Annotated in this window: 14 protein-coding genes; 6 read left to right on the top strand and 8 right to left on the bottom strand. The window is 40.4% G+C overall.

Translation table 11 applies throughout. From position 1 onward, the window contains the following. Positions 1 to 331 precede the first annotated feature (331 nt). The 8 genes from J7I96_RS18245 to dnaA form a co-directional block, all read right to left on the bottom strand. On the bottom strand, positions 332 to 1399 hold the full coding sequence (locus tag J7I96_RS18245; RefSeq protein WP_311315222.1) for an HD-GYP domain-containing protein: 1068 nt from the start codon (positions 1397 to 1399) through the stop codon (positions 332 to 334). Between the two features lie 331 nt (positions 1400 to 1730). Further along, entirely contained in the window at positions 1731 to 4283 is a 2553-nt protein-coding gene (gyrA, locus tag J7I96_RS18240; RefSeq protein WP_063574565.1) for a DNA gyrase subunit A, read from the bottom strand. 95 nt (positions 4284 to 4378) lie between these two features. Then, complete coding sequence (gyrB, locus tag J7I96_RS18235; protein WP_214772647.1) at positions 4379 to 6304, bottom strand: DNA topoisomerase (ATP-hydrolyzing) subunit B; 1926 nt, start codon at positions 6302 to 6304, stop codon at positions 4379 to 4381. Between the two features lie 75 nt (positions 6305 to 6379). After that, complete coding sequence (remB, locus tag J7I96_RS18230; RefSeq protein WP_214772595.1) at positions 6380 to 6643, bottom strand: extracellular matrix regulator RemB; 264 nt, start codon at positions 6641 to 6643, stop codon at positions 6380 to 6382. Between the two features lie 12 nt (positions 6644 to 6655). Beyond that, the gene (gene recF, locus J7I96_RS18225) at positions 6656 to 7774 is read right to left on the bottom strand and encodes a DNA replication/repair protein RecF (RefSeq protein WP_034316194.1); all 1119 of its coding nucleotides are present in this window, start codon (positions 7772 to 7774) and stop codon (positions 6656 to 6658) included. A gap of 21 nt (positions 7775 to 7795) precedes the next feature. Then, positions 7796 to 8008, bottom strand: coding sequence for a S4 domain-containing protein YaaA (gene yaaA, locus J7I96_RS18220; RefSeq protein ID WP_034316192.1), 213 nt, complete (start codon positions 8006 to 8008; stop codon positions 7796 to 7798). A gap of 218 nt (positions 8009 to 8226) precedes the next feature. Next, entirely contained in the window at positions 8227 to 9363 is a 1137-nt protein-coding gene (gene dnaN, locus J7I96_RS18215; RefSeq protein WP_054398443.1) for a DNA polymerase III subunit beta, read from the bottom strand. 192 nt (positions 9364 to 9555) lie between these two features. Next, a complete protein-coding gene (gene dnaA, locus J7I96_RS18210; protein WP_034316187.1) occupies positions 9556 to 10905 on the bottom strand; it encodes a chromosomal replication initiator protein DnaA in 1350 nt (449 codons plus the stop codon). Between the two features lie 930 nt (positions 10906 to 11835). Between dnaA and rpmH the strand changes: the two genes are divergently transcribed. The 6 genes from rpmH (at position 11836) to mnmG (ending at position 17618) form a co-directional block, all read left to right on the top strand. Then, on the top strand, positions 11836 to 11970 hold the full coding sequence (gene rpmH / locus J7I96_RS18205; RefSeq protein WP_034316183.1) for a 50S ribosomal protein L34: 135 nt from the start codon (positions 11836 to 11838) through the stop codon (positions 11968 to 11970). A gap of 80 nt (positions 11971 to 12050) precedes the next feature. Next, positions 12051 to 12407: a ribonuclease P protein component gene (rnpA, locus tag J7I96_RS18200; protein WP_214772593.1), complete on the top strand. Its 357-nt coding sequence runs from the start codon at positions 12051 to 12053 to the stop codon at positions 12405 to 12407. A 175-nt stretch (positions 12408 to 12582) separates the two neighbouring features. Further along, positions 12583 to 13371: a YidC family membrane integrase SpoIIIJ gene (spoIIIJ, locus tag J7I96_RS18195; protein WP_053537000.1), complete on the top strand. Its 789-nt coding sequence runs from the start codon at positions 12583 to 12585 to the stop codon at positions 13369 to 13371. Then, positions 13368 to 13988 (top strand): RNA-binding cell elongation regulator Jag/EloR, encoded by a 621-nt coding sequence (jag, locus tag J7I96_RS18190; protein ID WP_214772592.1) that lies wholly within the window; start codon positions 13368 to 13370, stop codon positions 13986 to 13988. The genes spoIIIJ and jag overlap by 4 nt, the downstream gene beginning before the upstream one ends. 336 nt (positions 13989 to 14324) lie before the next feature. Then, positions 14325 to 15710 carry a tRNA uridine-5-carboxymethylaminomethyl(34) synthesis GTPase MnmE gene (gene mnmE, locus J7I96_RS18185; RefSeq protein WP_214772590.1) on the top strand — a complete coding sequence of 462 codons (1386 nt, stop codon included), beginning with the start codon at positions 14325 to 14327 and terminating at the stop codon, positions 15708 to 15710. A 21-nt stretch (positions 15711 to 15731) separates the two neighbouring features. Next, positions 15732 to 17618, top strand: a complete 1887-nt coding sequence (mnmG, locus tag J7I96_RS18180; RefSeq protein WP_214772588.1) for a tRNA uridine-5-carboxymethylaminomethyl(34) synthesis enzyme MnmG — start codon at positions 15732 to 15734, stop codon at positions 17616 to 17618. Positions 17619 to 17631: the final 13 nt, after the last annotated feature.

The raw sequence follows: 17631 nt of genomic DNA, 5'->3' as shown, positions 1-17631 counted from the left end.
GAAGAAATGTTTGACTTGCTCGTTTGCTTTTTTGATAGTGTGTGCTCACTTAAAATTTAACGTTGGCGCTTTGTTCTGTTCAGTTTTCAAAGAGCGATTTTTCGTCGTTACTTCGTAAGCGACTTTAATAATATAGCATCTATATTATTACTTGTCAACAACTTTATTCTTTCGCTGTCGACTTAGTTATTATATCTAGTATCAGGAATAAAAGCAATAGTTATTTTAAAATAAATAATATATATACATTCATAGATTTCAAATACTATGACTTTATCCCTGATCAAGAAGAAAAAGCTTACATTTCAAGAGTGATTTTTTTAAAAAAACATTATAGTATTTCTTCTATATGTAATTCACGATTAATCCCTAAATTGATAATTTGCCCACTATCCATCACCTTTATGACTGGTCTTGTTTGCGAGCCGGCATCAATAAAAATGATTTCAGCGATGAATCCATTGTTCAGTTTGACCTGGCTTCCTATGGAAAAATTAGCGAAGCTTGATAACAAGGTTTTAACTACCGCAATATCAAATTTACCAAATTCATCATGGAAGATCATTTCCAATGCCTTAAACGGTGACTGTTTCTTTCTATATGCCCTTTCGGAAGTCATGGCGTGAAATACATCTGCAACAGCTATGATTTTTGAAAATAAGTTCATGGGCTTTGTTTTCAACCTTTTGGGATAACCTGTTCCATCTAACCTTCCATGATGCTCTAGAACGGCTACCTTCACACTATCCTTAATGATGGAACTATCCTTGATCATCTTGTAGCTGAAAATGGGATGGGCATGTATCTCCTTATAATCATCTGCCGTCAGGCTTTCCCTTTTATTTAATAATCTTGGTGGCAGCTTTGCCATCCCGCAATCTGCCAGACATCCGCCAATTGCAGCTTGATAGACATCAGCCCTATTGCATTTCATTTTAAATGCAATATATCCTCCTATCAATCCAATGGAAATAGCATGATGATATACATATTCTTCTTTATTGCAAAAGTGGTGCAGCATCAAAATGTTTTCTGGTTCCTCTAAAGCCTTGTCCATAAGGGGGATCATGATTAAACGAATCATGGCCACCTCGACTTTACTGCCCGCCTGCCAATTTTTAAATAATTTTTTATATGTTTGTACTGACTTAAGATACAAATCCGTAAAATCCGGTGACTTTCCCCTTTCTTGCAATTCTGGATCGATTACTTCTTTCGGCAAAAATTCCCTTCCATCCATCAAAGTTTTTTCAACGCTTACCTCTGTTATTAAAAAAGCTTGCAATGCCTCAATTAATCGTGTGGTCAATATTGTTTTTTCATACATTATAGGGCGGTTCGAAAGACCTCTAATCTCTTTAGAGAGGATGCAGCCTTCAATTAAATCGTGAGTTTTCACCAGCAAAACGTTTCACCTCGGAAGTATTAATGAGTATCAGTTTAATTGAAAAACACGGTGAAAACTATCCTTTTTATGATTAAATACCTAAAAAAAAGTAATTTATCAGGAAATCACTTCGAAGCGAACGAGTCTTTATACCCAAACTCCGAACACTCTGATATCATTTTGAAACCGAGCTAATGCAAAAAAAGACCCAGCTTTATTGCTGGGTCTACAGTTCGAGCGTTGCCTACAGGTACTCGCTTTCTCGTTGTTTTAAAAAGAATCAAAAGGAATTTTAAAAGGGGGTTTGGAATTTAAATTCCGAACCCCCTTTTTTAGTAAAAGATTACTCTTCCGTATCTTTTTCAGTTTCTTCATTTTCTTCATTTACCGTAGGCTCAGGATCAGAATCCGGATCTAGAGTTGTTACCGCCTCTATTTCCATGTCTTTTTCTTCTTCTTCTTCCCTTCCTACGATGGCTACCGTAGAAACATATTCATTATCTGCGGATTCGAGTCGGATGAGCTTAACCCCTTGTGTATTACGGCCCGTTTTAGAAATGCCTTCGACTTCCATTCGGATCAATACACCAGCTGCTGTAATCAGCATCAAATCTTCATCTTCACCCGTAACTGTTTTCACGGCTATAAGTTCACCATTTTTCTCAGTGACATTACATGTTTTTATTCCTTTGCCTCCACGGCTTTGAATACGGTATTCTTCCGCAGAGGTCCTTTTTCCATAACCGTTTTTCGTAACGATCAGGACTTCTTCATCATCTTCGAGAATTTCCATTCCGACAACTTCATCATTTGTCCCTAAGGAAATTCCTTTTACTCCTGCTGCAGTACGTCCCATTGTCCGTACATCCGTCTCTGGAAAACGAATCATCATACCGGACTTCGTTCCAATTATGATCTGTTTCTCTCCATTCGTAAGTCGGACAGAGATCAATTCATCATCTTCACGTAAACCTAGGGCAATTAAACCGTTATTACGGATATTTGCAAAAGACGATAAAGGTGTACGCTTTGATATCCCATGTCTGGTCGTGAAGAATAAATACCAATCGTCCGCAAATTCCTTCACAGGTATGATTGCATTGACCCACTCGCCTTTATCGACTTCCAACAAGTTGATAAGCGGCAATCCTTTTGCCGTCCTGCCATATTCAGGTATTTCATATCCTTTTGAACGATAGACTTTACCTTTGTTGGTGAAGAATAATAGAGTGTCATGAGTAGAAGTGGTTAACAAGTGACCGACAAAGTCATCTGTATTCGTTCCCATACCCTGTATTCCGCGCCCCCCGCGTTTTTGACTGCGGTATGTGGTTGCAGGCAAGCGTTTAATATAACCGTTATGCGTAAGTGTCACGATTATATTTTCTTCTGGGATTAAATCTTCATCTTCCAGGCTTTCAAAGCCGGCTAATGTGATTTCAGTTCTCCGTTTATCATCAAAACGTTCTTTAATTTCAAGAAGCTCTTCACGGATAATTTCAAGAACCTTTTCTTCATCAGCAAGAATCGCTTTATATTCTGCAATTATAGCCATTAATGCCTGATATTCATCTTCAATTTTTTCACGTTCCAGACCTGTCAAGCGCTGTAAACGCATATCCAAGATAGCTTGCGCCTGTTTTTCGGAAAGTGAGAATTGTGTCATTAAGCCTTCCCGGGCAATATCTGTCGTTTGGGAACTGCGGATCAACGAGATGACTGCATCCAAATTATCAAGTGCAATGCGCAAACCTTCTAAAATATGGGCACGTGCCTCCGCTTTCCGCAGTTCAAACTCAGTCCTGCGCCGTATGACTACCTGCTGATGCTCCAAGTAGTAGCGCAGGCATTGTTTTAAATTCAGCACTTTTGGCTGACCGTCCACCAAAGCAAGCAGATTGATTCCGAAGGTGGTCTGCATCGCGGTATGCTTATACAGGTTGTTTAAAAGGACGTTCGCATTAACATCCTTACGAAGTTCCATGACAATACGCATGCCATTGCGATCCGATTCATCCCGTAGGTCGGTGATGCCTTCGATTTTCTTATCCCGGGCAAGTTCTGCAATTTTTTCAATCAATCTTGCTTTATTCACTTGATAAGGGATTTCCTTAACAAGAATTACCTGTTTACCATTCGGCTTCTCTTCAATCTCGACTTTCGCCCGTTGAATGATTGACCCTTTACCGGTTTCATAGGCCTTTCTGATTCCGCTTCTCCCTAAAATCAAACCGGCAGTCGGAAAGTCCGGACCAGGAATATATTCCATCAACTCTGGAATTGTAATCTCAGGATTCTTGCTTAAAGCCAAAACGCCGTCAATTACCTCACCTAATTGATGGGGCGGAATATTGGTTGCCATTCCTACCGCTATTCCTGATGAACCATTCACCAACAAGTTCGGGAAACGGGCAGGCATGACGGCTGGTTCTCTTTCCGAACCATCGTAGTTATCCTGGAAATTGACCGTATCTTTATTTAAGTCGCGGAGTAACTCCATCGAGATTTTTGACATTCTCGCTTCGGTATACCTCATTGCGGCAGCTTGGTCACCATCGACCGAACCGAAATTCCCATGTCCATCCACAAGCATATAGCGATAGTTAAAAGGTTGCGCCATCCGTACCATCGTTTCATATACCGCCGAATCACCATGCGGGTGATATTTACCGATAACTTCCCCGACAATACGGGCTGATTTCTTAAATGGTTTATCCGAAGTCATTCCAAGATCGTTCATTGCATAAAGAATTCTTCGGTGTACCGGTTTCAAACCGTCCCTTACATCAGGCAAAGCCCGCGACACGATAACGCTCATCGCATAATCCAAAAACGATGTCCGCATCTCGGTACTTATATTTATTTCTTTAACACCTGATCTTTCATTTTCTGACATGGAGCCAACCTCCTATTAAAAGCTTATATCTCATTTAAGTTTAACTGTTCGTGCACTATTTAAAGAACAGGATGTAAAAAGCATCCTGTCAAAAATCAGATATCAAGATTTTTTACATAAATTGCATTTTCTTCAATGAAGTTACGTCGCGGTTCCACCTTGTCGCCCATCAGCATCTCGAAAGTTTCATCAGCCTCGGCGGCATCTTTCAAACTGACTTGAAGCAGCGTTCTCGTTTCTGGGTTCATGGTCGTTTCCCACAATTGCTCCGGATTCATTTCCCCCAGCCCTTTATAACGCTGCAGGTTAGGTTTTGGAGTACTTGGCAAACTTGCCATGATTTCTTCAAGCTCGCGGTCATTATAAGCATAATCCACTTTTTTCCCTTGCTGAATCTTGAAAAGTGGCGGCTGAGCAATATATATATATCCATACTCGATGATTTTTCGCATATACCGGTAGAAGAATGTCAACATCAGTGTTCTGATATGGGCACCATCCACATCCGCATCGGTCATGATAACAATTTTATGGTATCTGGCTTTTTCAGTATTGAATTCATCACCAATGCCTGTTCCAAGTGCTGTGATGATCGTACCTATTTCTTCATTGTGCAGGATTCTGTCCAATCGCGCTTTTTCAACATTCAGGATTTTCCCCCTTAGCGGCAATATGGCTTGGAAATGGCGGTCCCGCCCTTGTTTTGCCGAGCCTCCCGCAGAGTTTCCTTCAACGATGTATAATTCGCTGATACTCGGATCCTTAGAAGAACAATCCGCCAATTTACCTGGTAGATTGGATACTTCCAAAGCACTTTTCCTCCGGGTCAATTCACGTGCTTTCTTCGCTGCCAAACGGGCTCTCGCTGCCATTTGCCCTTTATCTACTATTTTTCGGGCCACGGCAGGATTTTCGTATAAGAAGGCATCAAGTCGTTCCGAAAGAACGGAATCAGTAACCGTTCTTACCTCAGAGTTTCCGAGTTTGGTTTTCGTCTGACCCTCAAATTGCGGATCAGGATGCTTAATCGAAATGATTGCCGTTAAACCTTCCCGGACATCTTCACCTGAGAAATTGGAATCCGCTTCTTTTAATAGACCATTTTTCCGTGCATAATCATTGATGACACGGGTCAAAGCAGTCTTGAATCCTGATTCATGTGTACCGCCTTCATAGGTATGAATATTATTGGCAAAAGAAAAGACATTGCTGATATAGCTGTCATTATATTGCAGGGCCAATTCAACAGCGATTCCATCTTTTTCGCCTTCCATGAAAATCGGTTCCTCATGCAAAACCTCTTTTGAACGGTTCAAATGCTCGACATAGGATTTGATGCCGCCCTCATAGTGAAACTCCCTGATTTTTTCTTCGTCTTCACGTTTATCTTCAATGATCAGCTTCAAGCCTTTATTCAGGAATGCAAGCTCACGGATTCGTGTGGCTAATGTATCGAAATCATATTCCAAGGTATCAGTGAAGATTTCACCATCAGGAATGAAGTGTGTAGTCGTTCCGGTATGATCGGTTTCCCCGATGATTTTCAAATCTTCTTTAGGGACACCGCGGTTAAATTGCTGATAATGGATTTTACCTTCACGATGAACGTAAACTTCCAATACCGTGGATAAGGCATTAACCACTGATGCTCCCACACCATGCAGACCGCCGGAAACCTTATAACCTCCGCCGCCGAATTTACCGCCCGCATGAAGGACCGTCATGATTACTTCTACAGCTGGACGTCCCATTTTTTCATGGATTCCCACTGGAATTCCCCGACCATTATCGACTACGGTTATGCTATTGTCTTCTTCGATCGTCACTTTGATTTCCGTACAGAAACCAGCCAGTGCCTCATCAATACTATTATCGACAATTTCCCAAACAAGATGGTGAAGTCCTTTTGCAGAGGTAGTGCCGATATACATCCCCGGACGTTTACGAACTGCTTCTAAGCCTTCTAAAACCTGTATCTGATTCTCATCGTATGCCTGAGCTTGTACTTCTTTTTGTTCCATTGTCATACGTATCACCTACACTTTTCTTTTGGCATTTATCAATTTTCAGGAGTAATTATAACGTTTAGCTACAATTCAAAGAATATCTATATCATCGATTAAGAGCGATGGCTGCAGTGAACGCTTTTTCAAGGTGGACGACGCAAGCGGTGAATAATATACCTGTTTGTCCGTCACTACAATCGATTTAACCGAGTTTTTTGCTAAATGGGAAGTTACATCCGCCTTTTTCTCCAAAAATTCACTCATGATTGGAGAGGCCTGAAGCAGCTTCTTATCTAAGATGGCTATGACATCGTCCGTTTTCACAAGAATGTCTTCACCAATATGAAGATACATACATTCACCTCATCATTTAACCTTTTTTATACTTCCTTGACTAACATAAAAGGTGGACGCTTCTCGTAGGGTTTGATGATCGATTCCATCAACGGAGGGTGTCGTCACAAATGTTTGCACTTTTCCTTGTATCGTATTCAGTAAATGGGATTGGCGGAAATCGTCGAGTTCCGATAACACGTCATCCAATAATAAAATGGGATACTCGCCGATTTCTTCATGGATCAACTCAATTTCGGCAAGTTTCAAAGACAAGGCAGTCGTACGCTGTTGACCTTGTGAACCATATGTCTGGACATCACGGTCATTCACAAAAAAAACCAGGTCGTCACGATGAGGACCTACCAGTGTAACACCCCGTTCAATTTCCCTTGTTTTTATTTTATCAAATTTTTCTGTGTATACTTCTATCATTTTCGTCAAATCCATAGATTCTGATACATCAAGCGACGGTTTATATTGGATTTTCAATACTTCTAGATTTCTGGAGATCCCCGAATGAATAGGCTCTGCCCATTGCTGGAGCTTTAAAAGAAACTCGTACCTTCTTTCGACAATTTTCGCTGCATACTGAATAAATTGATCGGTCAGCACATCAAGCATCGTCGTATCCGTTTGTTTCCGGGTCTGCAGAAGCTTTAAGTAATGATTTCTTTGTTGAAGTATTTTATGATATTGGCTCATATCATGAAGGTATACGGGAGAAACCTGGCCAATTTCCATATCTATAAAACGGCGTCTGACTAGAGGACTTCCCTTTACAAGGTTAAGATCCTCAGGCGCAAACATGACCACATTCATATTTCCGACATATTGACTCAACTTTCTTTGTTCAATATGGTTGCACTTCGCCTTTTTCCCTTTTTTTGAAATGGTCAGCTCAAGTGGTATTGAGGTATTTCTCTTTCTAACTCTTCCTTCTATTTTAGCATATTCTTCATCCCAGCGAATAAGTTCTTTATCATTTGAGGTCCGATGGGATTTTGCCATTGCTAAAACGAAAATAGATTCCATGACATTTGTTTTTCCTTGAGCATTTTCGCCGAGGATTACATTGACTTTATTCTCAAAAGCCAGATTCAATTCGGTATAGTTGCGGTAATTTTTCAAACTTATATTTTCAATATACATATTCCGCTCTTCCCTTATGTTTTAGCTTGTAATTGTGTAGGTGCCAAATCCAGGAATCTCTATTTTATCACCTGATCTTAATTTTCTGCCTCTTCTCACGTCTAATTCCCCATTAATGTAAACCTCGTATTCACTTAAGAACCATTTCGCCATTCCGCCGCTTTGGATCAAATCGGCCAATTTCAGAAATTGTCCAAGCGTAATATATTCAGTATTGATTTTTATGGAGTCCATTTTGCCTCACTCATTTCTAAGTAGTCTTTAATATTTCATTTTACTAAATTAATCCCATTAAGACAAAGTATAGCTTTTTCAGTTCTGGTTTTTAGCGATTCAGAGTCTCGTACAGCATTGAAAAACCGCCCAATACCCTTTGGAAACCTATGTTTAAATATAAAAAAATTAAAGACCTGCTATACAAGCCTTTAATTTTTTTGAAATATTATTTTAGCTTAATAAGTCCTTACCGGGAGAATTAATTGCAGCATGGAATCGTCATGTAGCGGACGAATGACAAACGGACGCATTGCACCTGTGAAATTAATTTTTATATCGGAACCTTCCAATGCCTTTAGAGCATCCATTACAAATTTGGCACTGAAAGAGATCTTCAGGTCTTCACCTTCAATGGCTTCTGCCTGAACTTCCTCAATTACTTTACCAATTTCAGGAGTATTGGAAGAGACTTCGATTATACGGCCCTCCAGGGTTGTCAATTTAACGACATTATTTCTTCCTTCTCTCGCCAATAAAGAAGCCCTGTCGATCGCTTGAAGGAAATCCTTGGTGTGAACAGTCACATCGGTTTTGCTATCTGATGGAATCAAGCGTGATGTATCAGGATAATTCCCTTCAAGAAGTCTTGAGAAGAATAATAAATTTTCAGCTTTGAAAAGTACTTGGTTTTCGGTAATGACGATTTCAATGAGTTCGTTTGTATCATCAAGGATTTTACTTAACTCATTCAGACTTTTACCTGGGATGACGACGCTATAGGTACCGTTAATTTTATTTTCTATTTTGGCTGTTCTCATTGCAAGCCTATGACTATCTGTTGCAATACAGGTCAATTCGTCATCTTGAACCTTCAAGTTTACACCTGTTAAGATGGGGCGTGTTTCTGACGTGGACACTGCAAAGCCAGTTTGGCGGATAAGGGTCTTTAAAAGGTCCGTCGGAAGTTTGAAAATATTTTCTTCTGCAATGATCGGAAGATGCGGATATTCCTCAGGATCCAGTCCATTTAGATTAAATTCAGCTTTTCCCGAGCGAATAATCGTTTGAAAGTTATTCTCCACTTCAATTTCTACAGTATCCATCGGCAGCTTTTTGACAATTTCACTGAAAAAACGGGCATTCAGGACAATACCGCCGCTGCTTTTAACTTCAACAATCTCATCTCCGTCAACCTCAGCGGGAATGAATGATTGGATGGAAATATCTGAATCACTACCTGTTAGAGTGACCCCCTCACTAGTAACGCTTATCTTTATCCCTGTTAGGATCGGAATCGTCGTTCTTGATGTGACTGCTTTCATTACTTCTTGGACACTATGAACTAATCGATCTCTTTGGATTATAAATCTCATGTTTCATCCTCCAATTTTTTATTGCCGAATAGGCATATTTATTAATAATTTTTATTAAAAAAGATAGTAGTAATAGTAGTAGGGCTTGTTGATATGTGGATAAGTCCACTCAACCTAAGGAAAAACAGTCTATCCACATGTGGACAGACTGTGTGTAAGTAGTCGCCAGTTATTCACATTATCCAGAATCCATTATACCCTCAGCTGGTCCTGGATTTCTTTAACCTGACGTTGAAGCTGGGTGTCCGTTTGCATGAGTTTGGAGATTTTTTCATGCGCATGGATGACGGTCGTATGATCGCGGCCTCCAAATTCATCACCTATCTTGGGCAGGGATGAGTCCGTCAACTCCCTGGAAAGATACATGGCAATCTGCCTTGGAAAGGCCACGGATTTAGTCCGTTTTTTCGCCTTGAAATCCTCAAGTTTGACACTATAATGTTCACCGACCGTCTTCTGGATTTCCAAGATGGTGATTATTTTAGGTTTTGAGCTGGGAATGATGTCTTTTAATGCTTCAGCTGCCAAATCGGCATTTATATCTTTATTGATCAATGAAGAATAAGCGACGACACGAATAAGTGCACCCTCAAGCTCACGAATATTGGAATCGATTTGGTTGGCTATATAGAGCATGACTTCGTTCGGAATATCAAGACCTTCAGCTTTTGCCTTTTTACGCAATATGGCAATCCGCGTTTCCAGATCAGGTGGCGTGATATCCGTGATCAAGCCCCACTCAAACCTTGAACGGAGGCGATCCTCTAGTGTAGGTATCTCTTTTGGCGGGCGGTCACTCGAGATGACGATCTGTTTGCTTTCTTCATGCAGCGCATTGAATGTATGGAAAAACTCCTCTTGAGTTTGTTCTTTTCCCGCAAGAAATTGAATATCATCAATTAATAAAACATCCACGCTTCGGTATCTATCACGGAATTCCCCAGCTTTATTGTCCCGGATCGAGTTGATGAATTCATTCGTGAACTTTTCGGACGATAAATAAACGACCTTCGCATTAGGATTATGCTCTAGAACATAATGCCCGATTGCATGCATTAAATGAGTTTTTCCTAGGCCGACGCCCCCGTATATGAATAAGGGATTATAGGCTTTGGCCGGAGCTTCTGCGACAGCGAGAGACGCGGCATGGGCAAAACGATTGCCGGAGCCGATGACAAATGTATCGAATGTATTTTTAGCATTAAGCATATGCTGTGGAAATGCAGCATGCTCTTTATCCTGTTTTTTTATCTTTTTAGGCTGAACAGGAACGGCAAAATCATCATCTTCTTGATTGGGGGGAATGATGAATTTTGCTTCCAATTCCTCACCGGTAAGTTCAAACAAGACATCGGAAATAAGATGGGAATAGCGTTCTTCAAGCCAATCCCTGGCAAATTCATTGGGAGCGGTGACTGTTAATGTATCACCTTGCAGTAAATAAGCCTTGGTTGATTTAAGCCAAGTTTCAAAGCTTGGTTTACTGATTTTCTTTTCGATTTTTCCGAGCGCCTGGTTCCAGAGGCTATCGATGTTATCCAAACTTATCCCTCCTTTGCAAAAAAAATTTTAATCAGTTTATTTAAATGTATAGGCACAAATAAACTCATCGATTGCCGTCTTTATATTAATTTTGACAGCAAAGGTTCGGTGAGCTGTATTAAGGAATTTTTGTGTTGTTTAATGTAAAGTGCCCAAAACTATATCTTGCGCTGTACAACCTTTGTACAGACTACATCTGGTGAGCCAGTGTAGATTTGAATGTTTATTCATCAACAGGTATTTTAAGAAATATATAATAAAGAAGAAAAAAGGGTTTTCGACAATATCCACCATCTGTGGACAGATTAATATACACAGGTCGGATAAACTATCCACAAGTTATTCACAGTCTGTGGATAAGCCTTACCTGTTGATAAAGTTATTCAGAGTGAAAACACAAATATAATATCAGAAATTCAGGCGTCTTGCAATGGGTTAGAAAACTTTATCCACAACTTACCGAGCTTGTGGGAAAAACTTTTCCACAGGCCATTGTTATGTGCAAAAGTCTCTTTAATGGGATGTGGATAGAAAAAAACATGTCGAATTTTATCCACAGACCGGGATTATAGGCTCGAGTTAATTTGATTGAACCAGGTGTTCAAGCCGGAAGACCTGCATGGGGAAAGATCAAAAGGGATTCAGGCTCGTTCTTATAATTTGTCGAATGGTGTGTCGTAAGGGAGGATTACTTGTGAATCCCATATTCGTGCTCATGGATAAAATGATGGAAATTTCCCTTTCCCCAAAAATTTCTATATCAGTTCGGAGCAAAATCATTTACAATAGGCTAGGTAGTAAAAAAAGGCCTACTGGACATTGAGCATTAAAAAAGAAATTTTTTATGGATGAGGTTGACAAGTAGAAACCTCCATCTATATAATTGTAAAGACTGTCTTTAACTGTTATTCCTCAGGGAGGTGTCATATAATGAAAAGAACTTATCAACCGAATAACCGCAAACATAGTAAAGTTCACGGTTTCCGTGCACGTATGAGCACGAAAAACGGACGTAGAGTAATCGCTGCACGTCGCCGTAAGGGCAGAAAAGTATTATCTGCATAGACCACTGAAAAGTCTCAGTGGTCTTTTTTCGCAAAATAAGGGATTTACTGAGACTCAATTCATGTAATGAAGGTGTAAAAATGAAAAAAAAGTTAAGGATTAAGAAAGAGGATGAATTTCAGCTTGTGTTTAAAAAAGGTGAATCTTCTGCTAATCGGCAATTCGTTGTCTATGTCCTTGAAAAGCCGGGTCAGGATCATTTTAGGATCGGCCTTTCTGTCAGTAAAAAAATCGGGAACGCCGTTATAAGGAACCAAATCAAAAGATACATACGGCAAGCGTTTTTGGAATTGAAAGAAGATATAGAAGAGGGTAAGGATTATATTGTGATTGCTCGAAAACCAGCGGCGGAGATGGACTTTTTCCAGGTGAAAAGCAGCTTGATACATGTCCTGAAACGTTCTAAATCACTAAACTTTAAAATGAAAAAACAATAAAGTCCCCTTAATATCGAATAAGCACTCCTCGTTTCATATGGTTACTTGAGTATGATGACATAGAAAATTCCGATTGTAACTGTGGAAAAAGTGGATTACTTTTCCTTGAAATCTTCTAATAAACAGTTCACAATTGTTTCAAAAAAGATTGATTGCAGTTAGGAGGAAATTACGGTTGAAAAAACGAATATTACTCATTATTGGACTAGCCTCGATAATGATGCTTTTGGCAGGGTGTACGGAAATTAAAGAACCTATTACTGCGGATAGTGAAGGTTTTTGGAATTCATACATTGTCTATCCATTATCAGCCCTGATCATCTGGCTTTCTGAAGCATTCGGCGAGAATTATGGTTTGGGAATCATCGGCGTTACACTAATCATTCGCCTGGCATTGCTTCCATTAATGATCAAACAGGTGAAAAGCTCGAAAGCCATGCAGGCCATTCAGCCTGAAATGAAAGAACTTCAAGCGAAATACAGCTCAAAAGATGCTGCCACACAACAAAAACTACAGCAAGAAACAATGGCTCTATTTTCGAAATATAATGTGAATCCATTGGCGGGATGTTTGCCGATATTGGTGCAAATGCCGATTTTGATCGGATTTTACCATGCAATCAGCCGTACGGAAGAAATTGCTTTACATAGTTTTCTATGGTTTGATTTAGGTTCCCCGGATCCTGTTTATGTTTTACCGGTCGTTGCAGGTATCACGACTTTCATCCAGCAAAAGATGTCCATGGCTGGAATGAACTCCAATCCACAAATGGCGGCACAAATGACGATGATGCTTTACATCATGCCAATCATGATTGTTGTATTTGCTATTAATTTCCCCGCTGCTCTTTCTCTTTACTGGGTAGTTGGTAACATTTTTGGTATCGTTCAAACATATTTCATCAAAGGTCCGGATCTTAGAAAAGCAGCTGCGGAAAACGCGGGAGGGGCAAAGAAAAAGTGAAAAAAGTGACTGCTACAGGACAATCTGTCGAAGAAGCAGTAAATTTAGCTTTAGCTCAACTGAACAGCACTAAGGATCGCGTGGAGATTGAAGTAGAAGATGAAGGTAAAAAAGGATTTTTTGGTTTATTTGGTGCAAGGAAGGCAATTGTCCATGTGACATTGCCACCGGATCCCATTGAAGAGACACTTGGATTTTTGAAGAATGTCTGCGGGAAAATGGAAGTCAATGCACAAATAGATGTCACCCGAAAAGGTAAGAACGTAACATTCCACTTATCAGGTGATAAAATTGCATTATTGATTGGAAAAAGGGGTCAAACACTAAATTCACTTCAGTATTTAGCACAGCTGGTAGCAAATCGATATTCGAAGCAGTTTTTGAATATTACCGTAGATGCAGAAGATTATCGAAGCCGCCGCAATGACACCTTAATCCAATTGGCTGAACGAATGGCAAATAAAGCCACGAAAACAGGTAAAGCTGTTTCACTGGAGCCGATGCCATCCTATGAACGTAAGGTCATCCATAATGCTCTTCTGGATTATCCAAAAATAAAAACGACCTCAAGTGGGACGGAGCCATATCGTCACTTGGTCATTACTCCACTTAAATGAACCTTCTGCTTTTAGCAGGGGGTCTTTTTTTTAGGCCTTGAATGTCGAATATTTTTTTTGCGAATTTTCCATTCAACAATAAGTGACAAACTTTTTATATTTTCTTGATCCCTTAAAGGGGATGGAAGAAAACGAAGCGGGCGATATTTGTTATTCACATGTGGATAAGTTAAAATAGTTGTTACAGAATATGGATTAAGCGAATGTGGATAACTCTTGGAAGGAAGGAGTATCTACTTTTTTTCATGAATATACTGTGGTATTGTAGTAATTTAGGGATTCGACGATTTTATCATCAGAAAAAAATAGAACCATCAATATATAAGAGGTGAAAGCATGGAATTCGATACAATCACCGCTATCTCTACTCCCTTAGGGGAAGGGGCAATCGCCATCGTTAGAATCAGCGGTGATGAGGCCATAGAAATAGCCGATAGGATCTTTAAAGGACCAGGTGGAAAAGGATTGCTTGAAGTGAAATCACATACGATTCATTATGGCCACCTTATCCAGCCTAAAACAGGTGAAATCATAGAGGAAGTCATGGTTTCGGTCATGATGGGTCCAAAGACATTTACAAGGGAAGATGTAGTTGAAATAAATTGTCACGGTGGAATCGTTTCGGTCAATCGGGTACTGCAGCTTATTCTCTCACAAGGTGCTCGTTTAGCGGAACCAGGTGAATTTACGAAACGGGCTTTTTTGAATGGCAGGATCGATCTTTCCCAAGCTGAGGCCGTCATGGATTTAATCCGTGCCAAAACGGATAAAGCCATGAATGTTGCATTAGGACAAATGGAAGGCCGGCTTTCGAAATTAATCCAAAATCTGCGTCAAGAAATTTTACAGACACTCGCTCAAGTCGAGGTAAATATAGATTATCCGGAATATGATGATGTCGAAGAAATGACGCATCGTTTATTTTGGGAAAAAGGCAGTTATGTGAAAAATGAAATAGAGAAACTGCTTCACACGGCCCAACAGGGGAAAATTCTTCGGGATGGGCTTGCGACCGTTATCATAGGTCGTCCTAATGTCGGAAAATCTTCATTGCTTAACAGCTTAGTTCATGAAAACAAAGCAATCGTCACTGATATTCCAGGTACAACACGTGATGTTATTGAAGAGTATGTCAATGTTCGCGGTGTACCGCTTAAACTTGTCGATACAGCAGGAATTCGCGAAACGGAAGATATCGTTGAACGAATTGGAGTTGAACGGTCTCGTGCAGTATTGAAAGAAGCGGACTTAATATTGCTTGTATTGAACTATTCCGATGAGTTCACTACTGAAGATGAGAAACTATTCCAAGCTGTTGAGGGAATGGATGTTATCGTTATCATCAATAAAACAGACCTTCCACAAAAAATCGATATGGCAAAAGTTAAGGAAATGGCAACATCCCATAAAGTTGTTACGACTTCATTACTGGAAGATCGAGGGGTCGATGAATTGGAAGAAGCGATCGCTTCTTTATTTTTTGAAGGTTCATTAGAAACGGGAGACCTGACCTATGTGTCCAATGCAAGGCATATAGCTTTGCTGGGACAGGCATTACAGGCTATCGAAGATGCAATTGATGCTATTGAAATGGGTACGCCGGTTGATTTGGTTCAAATCGATTTCACGAAAGCATGGGAGTTACTTGGAGAAATCATTGGCGAAAGCGTTCAAGATAATTTGATCAACCAATTGTTCTCTCAATTTTGTTTAGGAAAATAAGCGTAAAAGGAGGAAAAGGATATGCAATACGAAGCAGGTAGCTATGATGTCATTGTTATTGGTGCCGGTCATGCTGGCAGTGAGGCAGGCCTTGCAGCTGCAAGAGTAGGAGCTAAAACGTTGATGATCACCATTAACTTGGATATGGTCGCCTTTATGCCATGCAATCCCTCCGTCGGTGGGCCGGCAAAAGGGATAGTCGTAAGGGAAATTGACGCTTTAGGCGGAGAAATGGGAAGAAATATCGACAAGACCCATATTCAAATGAGGATGCTCAATACGGCAAAAGGTCCGGCCGTTCGTGCGCTGCGGGCGCAGGCAGATAAATTTCTCTATCAGCAAGAAATGAAAAAGACGATAGAAGACCAAGAAAATTTGACATTGATTCAAGGAATGGTAGAGGAGTTAATTGTTGAAAACGACGTATGTACGGGTGTCATCACTAAAACAGGTGCGGTGTACCGTGCGAAAACTGTCGTAATCACGACAGGAACATATTTACGCGGTGAAATCATTTTAGGGGAACTGAAATATTCAAGCGGCCCTAATAATCAGCAGCCTTCCATCAGGCTTTCTGAACACTTGGAGCAGTTAGGATTTGATTTGGTCCGTTTTAAAACAGGAACGCCTCCGCGTGTGAATAGTTCTTCCATAGACTACAGCAAAACGGAAATTCAGCCTGGCGATGAAGTGCCCCGTGCCTTTTCTTATGAAACGACAAAGTTCATAACGGATCAATTGCCATGCTGGTTAACGTATACGAATGAGGGGACACATCAGCTCATTGATGAGAATCTACACCGTTCACCAATGTATTCCGGAATGATTAAAGGAACCGGACCGCGTTATTGTCCATCGATAGAAGATAAAGTCGTTCGTTTTAATGATAAACCACGGCATCAAATCTTCTTGGAACCTGAAGGTCGTAATACAAAGGAAGTTTATGTGCAAGGTTTATCAACCAGTCTGCCTGAAGATGTGCAAGTGAAAATCCTGCAAACAATTCCGGGACTTGAAAAAGCGGAAATGATGCGTGCTGGATATGCAATTGAATATGATGCCATCGTTCCTACGCAGCTATGGCCTACACTTGAAACGAAGAAAATCAAAAATCTTTATACTGCTGGCCAAATTAACGGGACATCCGGCTATGAGGAAGCAGCAGGACAAGGATTGATGGCCGGTATTAATGCAGGATTGAATGCAATGGGTAAGGAAGAACTGATTTTAAGCCGTTCGGATGCCTATATTGGTGTTCTCATTGATGACCTTGTAACGAAAGGCACGAATGAACCATACCGATTGCTGACTTCCCGTGCAGAATATCGTTTATTATTGCGTCATGATAATGCCGATCTACGCTTAACGGAAATTGGATTCAATATCGGAATGATCAAAGAAGAACGCTACAAACGTTTCCTTATGAAAAAAGAAGCGGTTGAAGTGGAAAAGGAACGATTGAAATCAAACTTCATCAAACCGACCAAAGAGGTGCAAGAAGTCATTACTGCAAGTGGCGGCAGTGAGTTAAAGGATGGAATCCGTGCCTCCGATTTATTGAAAAGGCCTGAAATGGATTATTCCCATATTCAGAAGTTGGCGCCAAGTGATGTCGAACTGAGTGAAGAAGTGACGGAACAGGTCGAAATCCAGATCAAGTATGAAGGATATATCGAAAAATCGTTGCAGCAAGTCGATCGCCTGAAAAAAATGGAGAACAAAAAGATTCCAGAGAATATCGATTATGATGCAATTTCTGGTCTTGCAACGGAAGCACGTCAAAAATTAAAGCAGGTCCACCCGCTATCAGTAGCTCAGGCTTCAAGAATTTCCGGTGTGAATCCCGCTGATGTTTCCATTCTGCTTGTTTATTTGGAACAAGGTAAGATTGCCAGAGTATCTCAGTAACGGAAATACCCGA

It is taken from the genome of Bacillus sp. ISL-78 (assembly GCF_018613455.1).
Classification (GTDB): Bacteria; Bacillota; Bacilli; order Bacillales; family DSM-1321; genus Peribacillus; species Peribacillus frigoritolerans.
Note: the sequence above shows the minus strand (reverse complement) of the source record. Positions and strands in the feature narration are given on the sequence as shown.

What these genes read in the sequence shown, in the direction of transcription:
- gyrA (WP_063574565.1), bottom strand. Translation starts at nt 4,283, where the DNA reads ATGTCAGAAAATGAAAGATCAGGTGTTAAAGAAATAAATATAAGTACC.
- gyrB (WP_214772647.1), bottom strand. Translation starts at nt 6,304, where the DNA reads ATGGAACAAAAAGAAGTACAAGCTCAGGCATACGATGAGAATCAGATA.
- remB (WP_214772595.1), bottom strand. Translation starts at nt 6,643, where the DNA reads ATGTATCTTCATATTGGTGAAGACATTCTTGTGAAAACGGACGATGTC.
- recF (WP_034316194.1), bottom strand. Translation starts at nt 7,774, where the DNA reads ATGTATATTGAAAATATAAGTTTGAAAAATTACCGCAACTATACCGAA.
- yaaA (WP_034316192.1), bottom strand. Translation starts at nt 8,008, where the DNA reads ATGGACTCCATAAAAATCAATACTGAATATATTACGCTTGGACAATTT.
- dnaN (WP_054398443.1), bottom strand. Translation starts at nt 9,363, where the DNA reads ATGAGATTTATAATCCAAAGAGATCGATTAGTTCATAGTGTCCAAGAA.
- rpmH (WP_034316183.1), top strand. Translation starts at nt 11,836, where the DNA reads ATGAAAAGAACTTATCAACCGAATAACCGCAAACATAGTAAAGTTCAC.
- rnpA (WP_214772593.1), top strand. Translation starts at nt 12,051, where the DNA reads ATGAAAAAAAAGTTAAGGATTAAGAAAGAGGATGAATTTCAGCTTGTG.
- mnmE (WP_214772590.1), top strand. Translation starts at nt 14,325, where the DNA reads ATGGAATTCGATACAATCACCGCTATCTCTACTCCCTTAGGGGAAGGG.
- mnmG (WP_214772588.1), top strand. Translation starts at nt 15,732, where the DNA reads ATGCAATACGAAGCAGGTAGCTATGATGTCATTGTTATTGGTGCCGGT.